Origin of the sequence: Klebsiella terrigena (assembly GCF_012029655.1) — a bacterium.
Lineage (GTDB): Bacteria > Pseudomonadota > Gammaproteobacteria > Enterobacterales > Enterobacteriaceae > Klebsiella > Klebsiella terrigena.
In genome coordinates, this window is sequence record NZ_CP050508.1 from 1673916 (window position 1) to 1689724 (window position 15809).

The 15809-nt window shown below is 55.0% G+C and carries 13 protein-coding genes; 10 read left to right on the forward strand and 3 right to left on the reverse strand.

The features are described from left to right. The first annotated feature begins 90 nt into the window (after positions 1–90). Both yieE and HCK03_RS07940 read left to right on the forward strand, forming a co-directional pair. Positions 91–957, forward strand: coding sequence for a DNA-binding transcriptional regulator YeiE (yieE, locus tag HCK03_RS07935; RefSeq protein WP_115192224.1), 867 nt, complete (start codon positions 91–93; stop codon positions 955–957). Between the two features lie 189 nt (positions 958–1146). After that, on the forward strand, positions 1147–2616 hold the full coding sequence (locus HCK03_RS07940) for an amino acid permease (RefSeq protein ID WP_041146484.1): 1470 nt from the start codon (positions 1147–1149) through the stop codon (positions 2614–2616). Positions 2617–2687: 71 nt separating this feature from the next. On the opposite strand, the gene HCK03_RS07945 is transcribed toward HCK03_RS07940, so the two are convergent. Beyond that, the gene (locus HCK03_RS07945; RefSeq protein ID WP_155397529.1) at positions 2688–2876 is read right to left on the reverse strand and encodes a hypothetical protein; all 189 of its coding nucleotides are present in this window, start codon (positions 2874–2876) and stop codon (positions 2688–2690) included. 39 nt (positions 2877–2915) lie between these two features. Here HCK03_RS07945 and cirA point away from each other — a divergent pair, with 39 nt between their 5' ends. Continuing rightward, a complete protein-coding gene (cirA, locus tag HCK03_RS07950; RefSeq protein ID WP_041146483.1) occupies positions 2916–4889 on the forward strand; it encodes a catecholate siderophore receptor CirA in 1974 nt (657 codons plus the stop codon). An 86-nt stretch (positions 4890–4975) separates the two neighbouring features. Here the strand turns inward: cirA and fghA are convergent, their stop codons facing one another. Continuing rightward, positions 4976–5815: an S-formylglutathione hydrolase gene (gene fghA / locus HCK03_RS07955; RefSeq protein WP_134527090.1), complete on the reverse strand. Its 840-nt coding sequence runs from the start codon at positions 5813–5815 to the stop codon at positions 4976–4978. A gap of 445 nt (positions 5816–6260) precedes the next feature. Here fghA and folE point away from each other — a divergent pair, with 445 nt between their 5' ends. The 7 genes from folE to HCK03_RS07990 all read left to right on the forward strand — a co-directional run bounded on the left by folE (position 6261) and on the right by HCK03_RS07990 (position 14999). Beyond that, a complete protein-coding gene (folE, locus tag HCK03_RS07960) occupies positions 6261–6929 on the forward strand; it encodes a GTP cyclohydrolase I FolE (RefSeq protein ID WP_041146481.1) in 669 nt (222 codons plus the stop codon). Between the two features lie 16 nt (positions 6930–6945). Then, positions 6946–8103: a DUF418 domain-containing protein YeiB gene (gene yeiB / locus HCK03_RS07965; RefSeq protein ID WP_041146480.1), complete on the forward strand. Its 1158-nt coding sequence runs from the start codon at positions 6946–6948 to the stop codon at positions 8101–8103. Between the two features lie 155 nt (positions 8104–8258). After that, a complete protein-coding gene (gene galS, locus HCK03_RS07970) occupies positions 8259–9281 on the forward strand; it encodes an HTH-type transcriptional regulator GalS (protein WP_041147704.1) in 1023 nt (340 codons plus the stop codon). Positions 9282–9575: 294 nt separating this feature from the next. After that, positions 9576–10574, forward strand: coding sequence for a galactose/glucose ABC transporter substrate-binding protein MglB (mglB, locus tag HCK03_RS07975; RefSeq protein WP_041146479.1), 999 nt, complete (start codon positions 9576–9578; stop codon positions 10572–10574). Between the two features lie 248 nt (positions 10575–10822). Beyond that, complete coding sequence (gene mglA, locus HCK03_RS07980; protein ID WP_041146478.1) at positions 10823–12343, forward strand: galactose/methyl galactoside ABC transporter ATP-binding protein MglA; 1521 nt, start codon at positions 10823–10825, stop codon at positions 12341–12343. Positions 12344–12358: 15 nt separating this feature from the next. After that, entirely contained in the window at positions 12359–13369 is a 1011-nt protein-coding gene (mglC, locus tag HCK03_RS07985; RefSeq protein ID WP_041146477.1) for a galactose/methyl galactoside ABC transporter permease MglC, read from the forward strand. 262 nt (positions 13370–13631) lie between these two features. Continuing rightward, a complete protein-coding gene (locus tag HCK03_RS07990; RefSeq protein ID WP_167691370.1) occupies positions 13632–14999 on the forward strand; it encodes a GGDEF domain-containing protein in 1368 nt (455 codons plus the stop codon). Between the two features lie 40 nt (positions 15000–15039). Here HCK03_RS07990 and sanA read toward each other — a convergent pair whose 3' ends face one another. Continuing rightward, positions 15040–15750: an outer membrane permeability protein SanA gene (sanA, locus tag HCK03_RS07995; RefSeq protein WP_167691371.1), complete on the reverse strand. Its 711-nt coding sequence runs from the start codon at positions 15748–15750 to the stop codon at positions 15040–15042. Positions 15751–15809: the final 59 nt, after the last annotated feature.

The window sequence follows — 15809 nt, forward strand, 5'->3', positions numbered from 1 at the left end:
AAACAAGCCTCTTCGCGGCTCGGGACGGCGCTACGCGCCGATGGCCGGGACGGCGAAGAGTGATGTCGGATAGACGAGCAAGGAAGGGTTATGCATATCACGCTACGACAGCTGGAAGTTTTTGCTGAAGTTCTCAAGAGCGGTTCAACCACCCAGGCGTCGCAAATGCTGGCGCTTTCGCAGTCAGCGGTCAGCGCGGCGTTGACCGATCTGGAAGGGCAGCTGGGCGTGCAGCTTTTCGATCGCGTCGGCAAGCGGCTGGTGGTCAACGAGCACGGCAGGCTGCTCTACCCGCGCGCGCTGGCGCTGCTGGAACGTGCGGTTGAAATCGAGCAGCTGTTTCGCGGCGACAACGGCGCGATCCGCGTTTATGCCAGCAGCACTATCGGCAACTATATATTGCCGGAAATCATTGCCCGCTACCGCCGCGATTTTCCCGACCTGCCGCTGGAGCTGAGCGTCGGCAACAGCCAGGACGTGATTAACGCCGTGGCCGATCTGCGGGTGGATATCGGGCTGATTGAGGGGCCGTGCCACGCGGCGGATATCATCGCCGAACCCTGGCTGGCGGACGAGCTGGTGGTATTTGCCGCTCCCGGATCGCCGCTGCTGGAGGGCGAAGTGACGCTGCAGCGGCTGGCGGAGGCGCCGTGGATCCTGCGCGAGCACGGCTCGGGCACCCGGGAAATCGTCGACTATTTACTGCTATCGCATCTGCCGGCGTTTCATCTCGGGATGGAGCTTGGCAACTCTGAGGCTATCAAGCATGCGGTACGTCATGGCCTCGGGATCAGCTGCCTTTCGCGGCGGGTTATCGCCGAACAGCTGGAGGTGGGATCGCTTGTTGAGCTGAGCGTGCCGCTGCCGCCGTTAACCCGCACCCTGTGGCGGATCCATCATCGCCAGAAGCATATTTCCAAAGCGTTACTGCGCTTTCTGCGCTACTGCGAGGTGTGAAAACGCGGGATCCAGCTAGCTAGCCTGAAGAGAGGCGGGGGATTATTGCTGGCAATTCCGCGATTTAGTGCTTTACTAATAATCCATGTTCGATCATGAACCTCTCTTATAACTTTGTATTTGTACCGGATGGATCGCCGATCGTCTGCTACAATCTCGCCTCGTTTTTTTGATGGATAGCATTTTCACATGGTTTCGGATACTAAAACCACAGAAGCGCCCGGCCTACGCCGTGAACTGAAGGCGCGTCACTTGACCATGATCGCTATTGGCGGTTCCATCGGTACAGGTCTTTTCGTTGCATCCGGTGCAACTATTTCCCAGGCAGGCCCCGGCGGCGCGCTGCTTTCTTATATTCTGATCGGTCTGATGGTCTATTTCCTGATGACCAGCCTTGGCGAGCTGGCGGCGTACATGCCGGTGTCCGGCTCCTTTGCCACCTACGGTCAGAACTATGTTGAAGAGGGCTTCGGCTTCGCGCTGGGCTGGAACTACTGGTATAACTGGGCGGTGACCATCGCCGTTGACCTCGTTGCCTCGCAGCTGGTCATGACCTACTGGTTCCCTGACGCCCCGGGCTGGATCTGGAGCGCGCTGTTCCTCGGCATTATGTTCCTGCTGAACTGGATCTCGGTCAAAGGCTTCGGTGAAGCAGAGTACTGGTTTTCGCTGATCAAGGTCGCCACCGTCATTATCTTTATTATTGTTGGCGTGATGATGATCGTCGGCATCTTTGAAGGCGCACAGCCGGCGGGCTGGAGCAACTGGGGTATCGATGATGCGCCGTTTGCCGGCGGCTTTGCGGCGATGATTGGCGTGGCGATGATCGTCGGCTTCTCGTTCCAGGGCACCGAGCTTATCGGCATCGCTGCGGGTGAATCAGAAAACCCGGAGAAGAACATTCCGCGCGCCGTGCGCCAGGTGTTCTGGCGTATTCTGCTGTTCTACGTGTTCGCGATTTTAATCATCAGCCTGATTATCCCTTATACCGATCCGAGCCTGCTGCGTAACGACGTGAAGGATATTTCCGTCAGTCCGTTTACCCTGGTGTTCCAGCATGCGGGTCTGCTGTCTGCGGCGGCGATCATGAACGCGGTGATCCTGACGGCGGTGCTGTCGGCGGGCAACTCCGGCATGTACGCCTCCACGCGTATGCTCTACACCCTGGCCTGCGATGGCAAAGCGCCGCGTATCTTCTCTAAGCTTTCGCGCGGCGGCGTGCCGCGTAACGCGCTGTATGCCACTACTGTCGTGGCGGCGCTGTGCTTCCTGAGCTCAATGTTTGGCAACCAGACCGTTTACCTGTGGCTGCTGAATACCTCGGGGATGACCGGCTTTATCGCCTGGCTGGGCATCGCCATCAGCCACTATCGTTTCCGCCGCGGCTACGTGCTGCAGGGCAACGATATCAACGATCTGCCGTATCGTTCCGGGTTCTTCCCGCTTGGGCCGATCTTCGCCTTTGTCCTGTGCCTGATTATCACCCTCGGCCAGAACTACGAAGCGTTCCTGAAAGACACCATTGACTGGGGCGGCGTGGCGGCAACCTATATCGGTATTCCGCTGTTCCTGGTTATCTGGTTTGGCTATAAGCTTGCCAAAGGCACCCGTTTTGTCCGCTATAGCGAAATGAAGTTCCCGCAGCGTTTCAAAGGTTAATAGCCGCCGAATCGCAGTAGATAAAGCCCTCTTTTAGAGGGCTTTTTTACGTCTGAAAACCTTACAAATTGTCACAATTCTTCATAATTGTATTGATAATCAATATCATTATCTTTATCATCCTTGCCAAATTCAGGATGAAGCCAATCCCCATATCTTGCAGGTCTCAGCATCTGACAAGGGGTGACCAGCCACGTCTGCTGTAAAAATACGCGCGTACCGCCAATGAGCGGTGCGCCGACAGTACGTGTGAGCAGCACCTTTTGTTTGATTTGTTAGTGACCTCATGGAGATATGAAATGTTCAGGCTAAACCCTTTTGTCCGGGCGGGATTGTGCGCATCCGTCGTCTCGCTGGCGCTTCCGGCTGCGGCCGAGGTCAATGAAGAAACGCTGGTTGTCACCGCCGCGGCAACTGAACAGAGCGTAAAGGATGCTCCTGCCAGTATTAGCGTTATCACTCAGCAGGACTTACAGCGCCGTCCGGTGCAAAACCTGAAGGATGTTCTGCGCGACGTGCCGGGCGTGCAGCTCACCAACGAAGGGGATAACCGCAAGGGCGTCAGCATCCGCGGTCTCGATAGCAGCTATACGCTCATTCTCGTGGATGGCAAACGCGTCAACTCACGCAACGCCGTTTTCCGCCACAACGACTTCGATCTTAACTGGATCCCGGTAGACGCCATCGAGCGTATCGAAGTGGTGCGCGGGCCGATGTCATCCCTTTACGGTTCCGACGCCCTTGGCGGCGTGGTCAACATTATCACTAAAAAAGTGGGCCAAAAATGGACCGGCTCCCTGAGTGCGGATACCACTATTCAGGAGCATCGTGACCGTGGCGATACCTATAACGGACAGTTCTTTACCAGCGGGCCGCTGATTGATGGCGTGCTGGGCATGAAAGCCTACGGCAGCCTGGCAAAACGCGCGAAGGACGATCAGCAGGCGTCCAGCAACGCCGCGGGCGAGACGCCGCGCATTGAAGGATTTACCAGCCGCGATGGCAACGTTGAGTTTGCCTGGACACCGACCGATAGCCAGGATATTACCGCCGGCTACGGGTTTGACCGCCAGGACAGGGATTCAGACTCCCTCGATCGCAACCGCCTTGAGCGCCAGAACTACTCGCTTAGCCACAACGGCCGCTGGGACTTGGGTAACAGCGAGCTGAAGTTCTACGGCGAAAAAGTGGATAACAAAAATCCGGGTCAGGCCGGGACGATCACCTCCGAAAGCAACTCCGTGGACGGCAAATACGTCCTGCCGCTGGGAATGATCAATCAGCTGGTAACCGTCGGTGGCGAATGGCGACACGATAAGCTGAAAGACCCGGTCAATTTGAGCAGCGGAGGCAAATCTACCTCCGCCAGCCAGTATGCGCTGTTTGTTGAAGATGAATGGCGTATTTTCGAACCGCTGGCGCTGACCACCGGTATTCGCATGGATGACCACGAAACCTACGGCGATCACTGGAGCCCGCGCGCCTATCTCGTCTATAACGCGACCGATACGGTGACGGTGAAAGGCGGCTGGGCGACGGCCTTCAAAGCGCCGTCTCTGCTGCAGCTGAACCCTGACTGGACCACCAACTCCTGCCGCGGCTCGTGCAGCATTATCGGTAACCCTGACCTTAAGCCGGAAACCAGCGAAAGCTTCGAGATCGGACTTTACTATCGGGGTGAAGAGGGATTACTGGATGGTGTGGAAGGGAGCGTGACCACCTTCCAGAACAACGTGGACGATATGATTGATATCCTGCGTACCTCCAGCGCCAGCGAGGCGCCGGGCTATCCTAACTTTGTGGGCTGGAAAACCGTTAACGGCAAACGCGTGCCGGTATTCCGCTACTTTAACGTCAACAAGGCCCGCATCAAGGGTGTCGAAACCGAAGTGAAGGTGCCGTTTGGCGACGAGTGGAAGCTGACGGTGAACTATACCTATAACGACGGCCGCGACCTCAGCAACGGCGGCGATAAGCCGCTGCAAACGCTGCCGTTCCATACGGCCAACGGCACGCTGGACTGGAAACCGCTGGACGACTGGTCCTTCTACGTTTCGGCGAACTACACCGGCGAGCAGCGCGCGGTCAGCGCCACGGCTAAAACGCCGGGCGGTTACACCATGTTTGATATTGGCGCCGCGTGGCAGGTTACCCAGAACGTTAAGCTGCGTTCAGGCGTGCTGAACGTCGGGGATAAAGATCTGAGCCGCGACGATTACAGCTATACCGAAGAGGGCCGCCGCTACTTTATGGCCGTCGACTACCGCTTCTAAGCGCATTCAGGTTAGCTGATAAATAAAAGAGGGCTGGCAGGTTTACCTGTCAGCCCTCTAAGCGCTGGCGGCTAAAATGCGCGTTATCAGCGCGTCAGCAGATATTGCGCGTGAAAACGCAGATGGTCTTCGATAAAGGAAGCAATAAAGTAGTAGCTATGATCGTAGCCGGGCTGAATTCTCAGGGTCAGCGGCCACGCCTTTTGACGCGCAACTTCGGCCAGCACCGCCGGCTGCAGCTGCTCGGCGAGGAATGAGTCGCTGTCGCCCTGATCGATAAGCGTGGGGATCGCGTCGCTGGCCTGGCTGGCCTGCATCAATGCGCAGCTGTCCCACGCCTGCCAGCTGGCTTCGTCGGCGCCCAAATAGGCGCTAAACGCTTTTTGCCCCCACGGCACCCGTGCAGGGTTGACGATCGGTGCAAAGGCCGACACGCTGGCGAAACGGCCAGGGTTCTTCAGTGCTATAATAAGCGCACCGTGACCGCCCATTGAGTGGCCGCTGATTGCGCAGCGATCGCTGACGTTAAACTGCGCGCCAATCAGCTGTGGCAGCTCGTCGCGAAGATAATCGTACATGCGAAAATGCGCGGACCACGGCGCTTCGGTGGCGTTGAGATAAAATCCCGCGCCTTTGCCCAGATCGTAGGCGCTATCGTCGGCGACGCTCTCGCCGCGCGGGCTGGTATCCGGCATGACCAGGACCAGGCCTAGCTCGGCCGCAATGCGCTGAGCGCCGGCTTTGGTGGTAAAGTTCTCATCGTTGCAGGTCAGGCCGGAGAGCCAGTACACAACCGGCGGCGGCGCGGTATCGCGCTGCGGGGGTAAGAAGATGCTGAACGTCATTGAACAGTTCAGCGTGGTGGAGTCATGCCGCCAGCGTTGCTGCCGACCTTCATAACAGCGATGCTCTTCAAGCAATTCCATGCCGGGCTCCTCTGAAAAGGGGATACGCGAGTCTGCAGACCCTACTTTACGGATATAAGTGGTAACGGCCGCTGAGTGATTCTGCGTATGTGGACGTAATTTTTCATCATACAGATATTTCATACACTCGTGAGCAACTTTCACTTTCTCCTTTCGGGAACATATTGCATCATTAATGCAACTTTTAGCCAACATGCTCCGGCGGCTGTGCTATTGAGAATGACGCGAAGTCGTTCTTTTATTCGGGAAGTGGCAACTGGCGGGCGTTAGACGATTGACAGGCGCGACGTGGAAGAGGTGAGACCGGAAGCGCACTATCAATAGGTAACGCAAATTTCAATAATTATCGTTTCGGCTACTAGATTATGTGCGCTACCTCACGCACAATGCATGCAAACTTTGCCCTCAGAAGAGCAAAGAGCGCCACACCTGCAGGAGAACATAAATGTCATCACTGAGCAAAGAAGCCATACTCGTTCATGAAGCGCTGGTCGCTCGTGGGCTGGAGACGCCGTTGCGTCCGCCAGTACAAGAAATAGATAATGAAACTCGCAAGCGTCTGATTGCCGGACACATGACTGAGATTATGCAGCTGCTGAATCTTGATCTTAGTGATGACAGTCTGATGGAAACCCCGCATCGCATCGCTAAAATGTATGTCGATGAGATCTTTTCCGGACTGGACTACGCCAGGTTCCCCAAAATCACCGTCATCGAGAACAAGATGCAGGTTGATGAAATGGTTACCGTGCGCGATATCACCCTGACCAGCACCTGCGAACACCACTTCGTGACGATTGATGGTAAAGCAACGGTTGCCTATATTCCGAAAGATTCGGTCATTGGCCTGTCGAAAATCAACCGCATCGTGCAGTTCTTCTCCCAGCGCCCGCAGGTGCAGGAGCGCCTGACGCAGCAGATTTTAACCGCGCTGCAGACCCTGCTGGGCACCAGCAACGTGGCGGTATCGATTGATGCGGTGCACTACTGCGTGAAGGCGCGCGGTATTCGCGATGCAACCAGCGCCACCACAACCACCTCGTTGGGCGGTCTGTTTAAATCCAGCCAGAATACCCGCCAGGAGTTCCTGCGCGCCGTACGTCACCACAGCTAAAATCGGAGCAGGGTACATGGAAAGAAACGTCACGCTGGACTTCGTTCGTGGCGTCGCCATCCTGGGTATTCTGCTGCTGAATATTAACGCCTTCGGCCTGCCGAAGGCGGCCTATCTCAACCCGGCGTGGTCCGGGAGCCTCTCCGTTAGCGACGCCTGGACCTGGGCGATTCTCGACCTGCTGGCGCAGGTGAAATTCTTGACCCTCTTTGCTCTGCTGTTTGGCGCCGGGCTTCAGATGCTGCTGCCTCGCGGCAAGCGCTGGATCCAGTCGCGTCTGACGCTGCTGGCGCTGCTGGGGTTTATCCACGGACTCTTTTTCTGGGATGGCGATATCCTGCTGGCCTATGCGCTGGTGGGGCTGGTGGCCTGGAGAATGATTCGCGACGCGCATCACCTCAAATCCCTGTTTAATACCGGCGTGATGCTGTACGTCATCGGCGTTGCGGTGCTGGTGCTGCTTGGCGTCATTTCCGGCAATGCGCCGAATCGCTCCTGGGTGCCCGACGCGGCAAATTTACAGTATGAGCAGTACTGGAAGCTGAACGGCGGCTTCGAAGCGATAAGCAACCGCGCGGATATGCTGTCGGATAACCTGCTGGCGCTCGGCGCGCAGTACGGCTGGCAGCTGGCGGGAATGATGCTGATGGGCGCGGCCCTGATGCGCAGCGGCTGGCTAAAAGGGCAGTTCAGCCTCAGCCACTACCGGCGCACCGGCGTTCTGCTGGTCATCGCCGGAATGGCGGTGAACATCCCGGCGATTTTCGCCCAGTGGTATCTCGACTGGGATCCCCGCTGGTGCGCGTTCCTGCTGCAGGCGCCGCGCGAGCTCGGCGCGCCGCTGCAAACCATTGGCTACGCTTCCCTGGCGTGGGGCTTCTGGCCCTGGCTGTGTAAGCTGCGGCTGGTGACCGCCATTGCCTGCGTCGGGCGCATGGCGCTGACCAACTATCTGCTACAAACCCTCATCTGCACCACGCTCTTTTACCACCTTGGCCTGTTTATGAAGTTCGACCGCCTGCAGCTGCTGGCCTTCGTCGTTCCGGTTTGGGCGGTCAACCTCATCTTCTCACTCTTCTGGCTGCGTCATTTCCGCCAGGGCCCGGTTGAATGGCTGTGGCGTCAGCTCACCCTGCGGGCCTCAGGGACATCATTAAAGAACACATCCAGATAACGATCTCGATCACAATCGTTAACAAAATGAATGTAAGCGTTTTCAGGCGTGTGACCTCACTCACGTAGCGCGCCGCGCGTCGCTGCCAGAATAGCCACCTTGCTGAACACAGGAGGTGGGTGTGACGTATTGCAATTCTCTACAGGTCGGTGAGCATGATCACCATTCGTGATGTCGCCCGTCAGGCGGGTGTTTCCGTCGCGACGGTCTCGCGCGTGCTGAATAATAGCGCGCTGGTGAGCCCGGATACGCGCGAAAGCGTAATGAAAGCGGTAACGCAGCTGGGCTACCGGCCCAACGCCAACGCGCAGGCGCTGGCGACGCAGGTCAGCGATACCATCGGCGTGGTGGTGATGGACGTGTCGGATGCCTTTTTCGGTGCGCTGGTGAAGGCGGTGGATACCGTGGCCCAGCAGCATCAGAAATACGTGCTGATCGGCAACAGCTACCACGAGGCGGAAAAAGAGCGTAACGCCATCGAAGTGCTGATCCGCCAGCGCTGTTTGGCGCTGATCGTGCACTCCAAGGCGCTGAGCGACGAGGAGCTCGGCGATTTCATGCAGCATATTCCGGGGATGGTGCTGATCAACCGCATTGTGCCCGGCTACGCGCACCGCTGCGTCGGTCTGGATAACGTCAGCGGGGCGCTGATGGCGACGCGGATGCTGCTCAACCACGGCCACCAGCGGATCGGCTATCTCTCCTCAAATCACGGCATTGAGGATGACGCTCTGCGCCGGGAAGGGTGGTTCAGGGCGTTACAGGAACAAAGCATTATTGCCCCCGACAGCTGGGTAGGCTCCGGCTCGCCGGATATGCAGGGCGGCGAGGCGGCAATGGTCGAGCTGCTGGGGCGTAATTTAGGCCTCACCGCCGTTTTCGCCTACAACGACAGCATGGCGGCCGGTGCGCTGACCACGCTGAAAGATAACGGCATTGTCGTGCCGCAGCATCTGTCGCTGATTGGCTTTGATGATATCCCTATTTCTCGTTACACCGACCCACAGCTGACGACGGTGCGCTATCCTATTATGTCGATGGCAAAACTGGCCACCGAGCTGGCGCTGCTGGGGGCTGCGGGGAAACTCGACCATGACGCTCGCCACTGCTTTATGCCGACTCTGGTACGTCGCCATTCGGTGACTCAGCGGCAAATTGTGGGGCCGATCACTAACTGAAAAGGGCAATGATGTAACCGCTTTCAATCTGTGAGTAAATTCACAGTATATTAACATTCAACTGATTATGATGGCCGCGTTTACCAGTCCTGACCATTTTGTCACGGTGATTAATCACTTTTGCAACGGGAACAAGGCGCTAAACTGCGAGTAAAGCCGTACCTTTGGAGCGTTACCCTACACGGAAGACAGAATTTACAGTCGTGAACCTTGTTGTGCGGTAACGTTAATGTAACAACTTCCCGCCAGCCGTTTTCACACCAATGACCCTGCATAAAAAAAACCGGAGATTCCATGAATAAGAAGGTGTTAACCCTGTCTGCAGTTATGGCGAGTATGTTATTTGGCGCCGCGGCACACGCAGCTGATACCCGCATCGGCGTAACCATTTATAAATATGACGACAACTTTATGTCGGTGGTGCGTAAGGCCATTGAGAAAGACGGCAAAACAGCGCCGGACGTTCAGCTGCTGATGAATGACTCGCAAAACGACCAGTCCAAACAGAACGATCAGATTGACGTCCTGCTGGCAAAAGGCGTCAAGGCGCTGGCAATTAACCTGGTGGATCCGGCTGCTGCAGGCACCGTTATCGATAAAGCGCGCGGACAGAACGTCCCGGTCGTGTTCTTTAACAAAGAGCCTTCCCGCAAAGCGCTGGACAGCTATGACAAGGCGTTTTACGTCGGTACCGACTCTAAAGAGTCCGGTATTATCCAGGGCGACCTGATTGCTAAACACTGGAAAGCCAACGCCGGCTGGGATCTGAACAAAGACGGTCAGATTCAGTATGTGCTGCTGAAAGGCGAGCCGGGCCATCCGGATGCTGAAGCGCGTACCACCTACGTCATTAAAGAGCTGAATGATAAAGGTCTGAAAACTCAGCAGCTGCAGATGGACACCGCGATGTGGGATACCGCTCAGGCGAAAGATAAGATGGACGCCTGGCTCTCCGGCCCTAACGCTAACAAAATTGAAGTGGTTATCGCCAACAACGATGCGATGGCAATGGGTGCGGTAGAAGCGCTGAAAGCGCATAACAAGAGCAGCATTCCGGTCTTCGGCGTCGATGCCTTACCAGAAGCGCTGGCGCTGGTTAAATCCGGTGCGATGGCCGGTACCGTGCTGAACGATGCTAATAACCAGGCAAAAGCCACGTTCGATCTGGCGAGAAACCTGGCAGCCGGTAAAGAACCTGCTGCAGGCACCAGCTGGAAGATTGAAAATAAAATCGTTCGCGTTCCTTACGTTGGCGTAGATAAAGACAATCTGAGCCAGTTTATTGGAAAATAATATTTAGTACTCGGTTTCGAGCTGCGGGTGAATACCATTTCGCAGCTCGATATTCATCGAGTAGATGTACGGGCGTATCAGCGATAAATAAAATCACTCGGGAAGCGTTGAGATCAACGTCGCCGGTAAAATGGCAGCCTGAAGGATCGCGAGCCGCTACGCCCGATTATTCCTGATACAGAACCAGACCCTTATTTTGGCGCTAATTCGTCAGCTGAGGGTGTGCATGAACGCAGCCAGGTATAACTATGGTCAGTAATAATAGCGAACGGTCGGGCGAATTTTTGTTGGAAATGAGCAACATCAACAAATCATTTCCTGGCGTCAAGGCACTCGATAATGTCAACCTGAAGGTCCGTCCTCACTCTATTCATGCATTAATGGGCGAGAACGGGGCGGGGAAATCGACATTATTAAAATGCCTTTTTGGGATCTATCAAAAGGATTCCGGCAGCATTCTTTTTCAGGGAAAAGAGATCGACTTCCATTCGGCTAAAGAAGCCCTGGAAAACGGCATCTCAATGGTTCACCAGGAATTAAACTTAGTATTACAACGTTCGGTAATGGACAACATGTGGCTGGGGCGTTATCCCACCAAGGGCATGTTTGTCGATCAGGACAAAATGTATCGCGATACCAAAGCGATATTTGATGAACTGGATATTGATATTGACCCGCGCGCGCGCGTGGGGACGCTATCGGTATCGCAAATGCAGATGATTGAAATTGCGAAGGCATTTTCCTATGACGCCAAAATCGTCATTATGGACGAGCCGACGTCGTCACTGACCGAAAAAGAGGTCAACCATCTGTTTAAGATTATCCGTAAGCTGAAAGAACGCGGCTGCGGTATCGTCTATATCTCCCACAAAATGGAAGAGATTTTCCAGCTGTGCGATGAGATAACCATCCTGCGCGACGGTCAGTGGATTGCCACCCAGCCGCTGGAAGGACTGGACATGGATAAGATCATCGCCATGATGGTCGGCCGCTCTCTGAACCAGCGTTTCCCGAACCGTGAAAATACGCCGGGCGAGGTGATTCTTGAGGTGCGCAACCTGACGTCTCTGCGTCAGCCGTCAATCCGCGACGTCTCCTTTGACCTGCACAAGGGCGAAATCCTCGGCGTGGCCGGGCTGGTGGGGGCCAAGCGTACCGATATCGTTGAGACGCTATTTGGCATTCGCGAAAAGGCCAGCGGGACGATCAAGCTCCACGGTAAGAAAATTAATAACCATAGCGCCAACGAAGCCATTAACCACGGCTTTGCGCTGGTGACCGAAGAGCGCCGCTCTACCGGGATTTACGCTTATCTGGATATCGGCTTTAACTCCCTGATCTCCAATATTAAGAAATATAAGAACAGGATCGGATTGCTGGATAACTCACGCATGAAAAGCGATACCCAGTGGGTTATTGACTCCATGCGCGTGAAGACCCCAGGACAGCATACGCAAATTGGTTCGCTGTCCGGCGGTAACCAGCAGAAGGTTATTATCGGCCGCTGGCTGTTAACCCAGCCGGAGATTTTGATGCTTGATGAACCGACGCGCGGGATTGACGTCGGAGCTAAGTTTGAAATCTATCAGCTGATTGCCGAGCTGGCCAAAAGAGAGAAAGGGATCATTATTATTTCCTCCGAGATGCCGGAGCTGCTGGGTATTACTGACCGTATTCTGGTAATGAGCAACGGTCTCGTTGCCGGAATTGTTGAGACAAAAACCACTACGCAAAACGAAATTTTACGTCTTGCGTCGTTGCATCTTTAAGATCAGGGGCTTGCGATGAGCGCATTAAATAAAAAGAGTTTTCTCACCTACCTGAAGGATGGTGGGATTTACGTTGTTCTTTTGGTCCTGCTGGCCATTATTATTTTCCAGGATCCCACCTTCTTAAGTTTACTCAACTTAAGTAACATTCTGACCCAGTCCTCGGTGCGTATTATTATCGCGCTGGGCGTCGCGGGGCTCATCGTGACTCAGGGCACCGACCTGTCAGCCGGACGTCAGGTTGGCCTGGCGGCGGTTATCGCCGCAACGATGCTGCAGGCGGTGGATAACGCCAACAAGGTCTTCCCGGATATGGCAACCATGCCAATTCCGCTGGTGATCCTGCTGGTGTGCGCGATTGGTGCGGTGATTGGCCTGATTAACGGTATTATCATCGCCTACCTGAACGTGACGCCGTTTATCACCACCCTGGGCACCATGATCATCGTTTATGGGATCAACTCCCTGTACTACGATTTTGTTGGCGCCTCGCCGGTTTCCGGATTCGACAGCCACTTCTCGCACTTCGCTCAAGGGTTTATTGCGCTGGGGACGTTCCGCCTGTCGTATATTACCTTCTACGCGCTGATTGCCGTCTTCTTCGTCTGGATCCTGTGGAACAAAACCCGCTTCGGCAAAAACATCTTTGCTATCGGCGGCAACCCGGAAGCGGCGAAGGTTTCAGGGGTTAACGTGGCCCTTAACCTGCTGATGATTTATGCCCTGTCCGGCGTGTTTTACGCCTTCGGCGGGCTGCTGGAGGCCGGGCGAATTGGCTCCGCTACCAACAACCTCGGCTTTATGTACGAGCTGGATGCGATTGCGGCCTGCGTGGTCGGCGGCGTCTCCTTCAGCGGCGGCGTGGGTACCGTGTTCGGCGTGGTTACCGGCGTTATCATCTTTACGGTGATTAACTACGGGCTGACCTATATCGGCGTGAACCCGTACTGGCAGTATATTATCAAGGGCGCCATTATTATCTTCGCCGTTGCGCTGGATTCGCTGAAATACGCGCGTAAAAAATAACGTTCTATGTTTATCAGGCCCGCGCAGTGCGCGGGCTTTTTTTTGTTTGCGCCGCACGGGTTTATTGTTAAACCGCTTCAGGGTTTAAGGATTAAAGTCCAAAAATAGACAAATAAGCCCCCGCGCAGCAATTCTCTTTCCACGATATCTGGAGGAAGATAGTGCGGAATGGGTCTTTCTGGTAAAGATAATAATTTCTGCATAATTAATGGATAGTTTATTCAGGATAATTTAAGCACATGAGTAAGTCATTGAGTGATTGATGAAATATAGTGAACAAATTGTAAAAGAATGGGTTGAGTTTTCGCTGCTGATTTCCGAACCGGTCTCCGCTAAGCTGCGGCATATTGCTGATGATAAGGCGGCCGATCTGGCGGATAAATTTTATGACATTATGCTGGCGGATCCGCACGCGGAAAAATTCCTCTGTTCGGAAATGGTTCATACGCGGTTGCGGCATTCGATGCGTAAATGGATTATTCATGCTCTGACCCTGAAAGGCGAAGGGCTGCTGGAGTTTGCCGGGCAGCAATATCATATCGGTAATATCCATTCGCGGGTTGGCATTCCGGCGAGTCTGGTACTCAAAGGCATGCGCATCATTACTCAGTCGATGCTTAACTATATTCAGTCATTAGCGCTCGACAGTAAATTAAGTATTCTGATGCAGCAGTACGTTTCGGTATCGATACAAATTGCCAGCGAGCTGATGACCTACGCTTATGAAAAATATCAGCTAAATGAAGCGAAGAACGAAGAGTCCTACCGCCTGCACAATCTTATTGCCAACCTTGAGCTGGAAAAAGGCAAGCAGCAGGCCGCGCTGTTTAACTGGGAAAATGCGCTGATCTATGCGCTGGTCTCGCGTACCGCCAATATTCACTCCTATCTGCTAAGCGATTCAGAGTTTGGCCTGTGGTTCCGCCACAAGTGCAGTCAGCACTTCGGCAGGCAGCCGGAAATAGAACAAATTAATCTGCTGATTGAAGCCATTGACGACATGTTAAACAAAGGGGCGGATACCGGCGGAAACGAGCTGGACTCTATTCAGTCCCTGCTGAGCGATATTCGCTCAAAGACCATGATCATTAATAACCTGTTCACCTCGCTGTTTGAAGAGGCCAATCGCCTGGAAAGCGGTAAAGACGTGCTGACCAACCTGCTAAACCGGCGCTTTATGTCAACGGTGCTCAAGCACGAGGTGAAACTGGCGATGGAGAGCGGCAAAAATCTGGCGGTGGCGATGCTGGACGTCGACCACTTCAAGCAGATCAACGATACCTGGGGCCACTCGACCGGGGATGAGGTATTACGCCATATCGCGGCGATCCTGACGGAGAGCACGCGCGCCAGCGACTACGTGTTCCGCTACGGCGGCGAGGAGTTCATGATTGTTTATCTGGAGTTTACCCGCCACCAGACGCTGAGCTTTGTCGACGCTATCCGCCACAAAATTGCCAGCTCGCCTTACGTGACCGCGGAGGGGGAAAAGGTCGCGCTCAGCGCCTCGTTCGGGGTCAGCCACTATCGCGGCCATCCTGATTATCAAAAAATGGTCGATGAGGCCGATAAGGCGCTGTATGACGCCAAAAACGGCGGCCGTAACCGGGTGGTTGAATTTAGCGATTAAACGGCGGATTTAGCGCTGCGCGACCCCGGTCGGTCGCGCGCTATTTACTCTGCAGCTCCAGCAGCTGCTCAGGCGTCACCGCCGGATAGGACTGCACTCCCTGCGGAACTTCCTGCTGTGCCGGAATAGGGATCAGCGGGCCGAGAAAACGCGGCTCGCGTTTGAACACGTAGAGGTCCGCGAGGGCGCCAAAGCGCGCGCCGAACTCGCGCATCCGCACGTTCCACATATCTTTTGGCGACGGGACCGCATAGCACTGCGCCTGAATGCCCATATGCAGGGCGATAAACAGCGCGCGCTCGCAGTGGAAGCGCTGGGTGATGATAATAAAATCGTTGGTGTCGAACACCTTGCGGGTCCGCACGATAGAGTCGAGGGTGCGGAAGCCGGCATAGTCCAGCACGATATCCGCCGGATCGACGCCTGCTTTAATCAGGTCCCGGCGCATTGTCATCGGCTCATTATAGCTCTGCAGCGCGTTATCACCGCTGAGCAGCAGGTAGTTCACCTTGCCGCTGTTGTAAGCGTTGAGCGCACCCTGGATGCGGTAGCGGTAGTATTGATTGATGACCCCGGTGCGGTAGTACTTGGCGGTGCCGAGCACCACCCCAACCTGGCGGTAGGGCAGATCCTGCAGTTCATCGTAGATATAGGGCGCGGTTTTCCAGCTCATCCAGCGGTCAAGACCCAGCACGGTCAACAGCAGCAGGCCGAACAGGACTAACAGGCTGTATAACGCACGCTTTAACATTAACCTGGGCTCAACGGTAGACAATGGAGTGTTCAGGCTACTTTACCCGCCGGGCAAGA

What these genes read in the sequence shown, in the direction of transcription:
- yieE (WP_115192224.1), top strand. Translation starts at nt 91, where the DNA reads ATGCATATCACGCTACGACAGCTGGAAGTTTTTGCTGAAGTTCTCAAG.
- HCK03_RS07940 (WP_041146484.1), top strand. Translation starts at nt 1,147, where the DNA reads ATGGTTTCGGATACTAAAACCACAGAAGCGCCCGGCCTACGCCGTGAA.
- cirA (WP_041146483.1), top strand. Translation starts at nt 2,916, where the DNA reads ATGTTCAGGCTAAACCCTTTTGTCCGGGCGGGATTGTGCGCATCCGTC.
- fghA (WP_134527090.1), bottom strand. Translation starts at nt 5,815, where the DNA reads ATGGAATTGCTTGAAGAGCATCGCTGTTATGAAGGTCGGCAGCAACGC.
- folE (WP_041146481.1), top strand. Translation starts at nt 6,261, where the DNA reads ATGTCATCACTGAGCAAAGAAGCCATACTCGTTCATGAAGCGCTGGTC.
- yeiB (WP_041146480.1), top strand. Translation starts at nt 6,946, where the DNA reads ATGGAAAGAAACGTCACGCTGGACTTCGTTCGTGGCGTCGCCATCCTG.
- galS (WP_041147704.1), top strand. Translation starts at nt 8,259, where the DNA reads ATGATCACCATTCGTGATGTCGCCCGTCAGGCGGGTGTTTCCGTCGCG.
- mglB (WP_041146479.1), top strand. Translation starts at nt 9,576, where the DNA reads ATGAATAAGAAGGTGTTAACCCTGTCTGCAGTTATGGCGAGTATGTTA.
- mglA (WP_041146478.1), top strand. Translation starts at nt 10,823, where the DNA reads ATGGTCAGTAATAATAGCGAACGGTCGGGCGAATTTTTGTTGGAAATG.
- mglC (WP_041146477.1), top strand. Translation starts at nt 12,359, where the DNA reads ATGAGCGCATTAAATAAAAAGAGTTTTCTCACCTACCTGAAGGATGGT.
- HCK03_RS07990 (WP_167691370.1), top strand. Translation starts at nt 13,632, where the DNA reads ATGAAATATAGTGAACAAATTGTAAAAGAATGGGTTGAGTTTTCGCTG.
- sanA (WP_167691371.1), bottom strand. Translation starts at nt 15,750, where the DNA reads ATGTTAAAGCGTGCGTTATACAGCCTGTTAGTCCTGTTCGGCCTGCTG.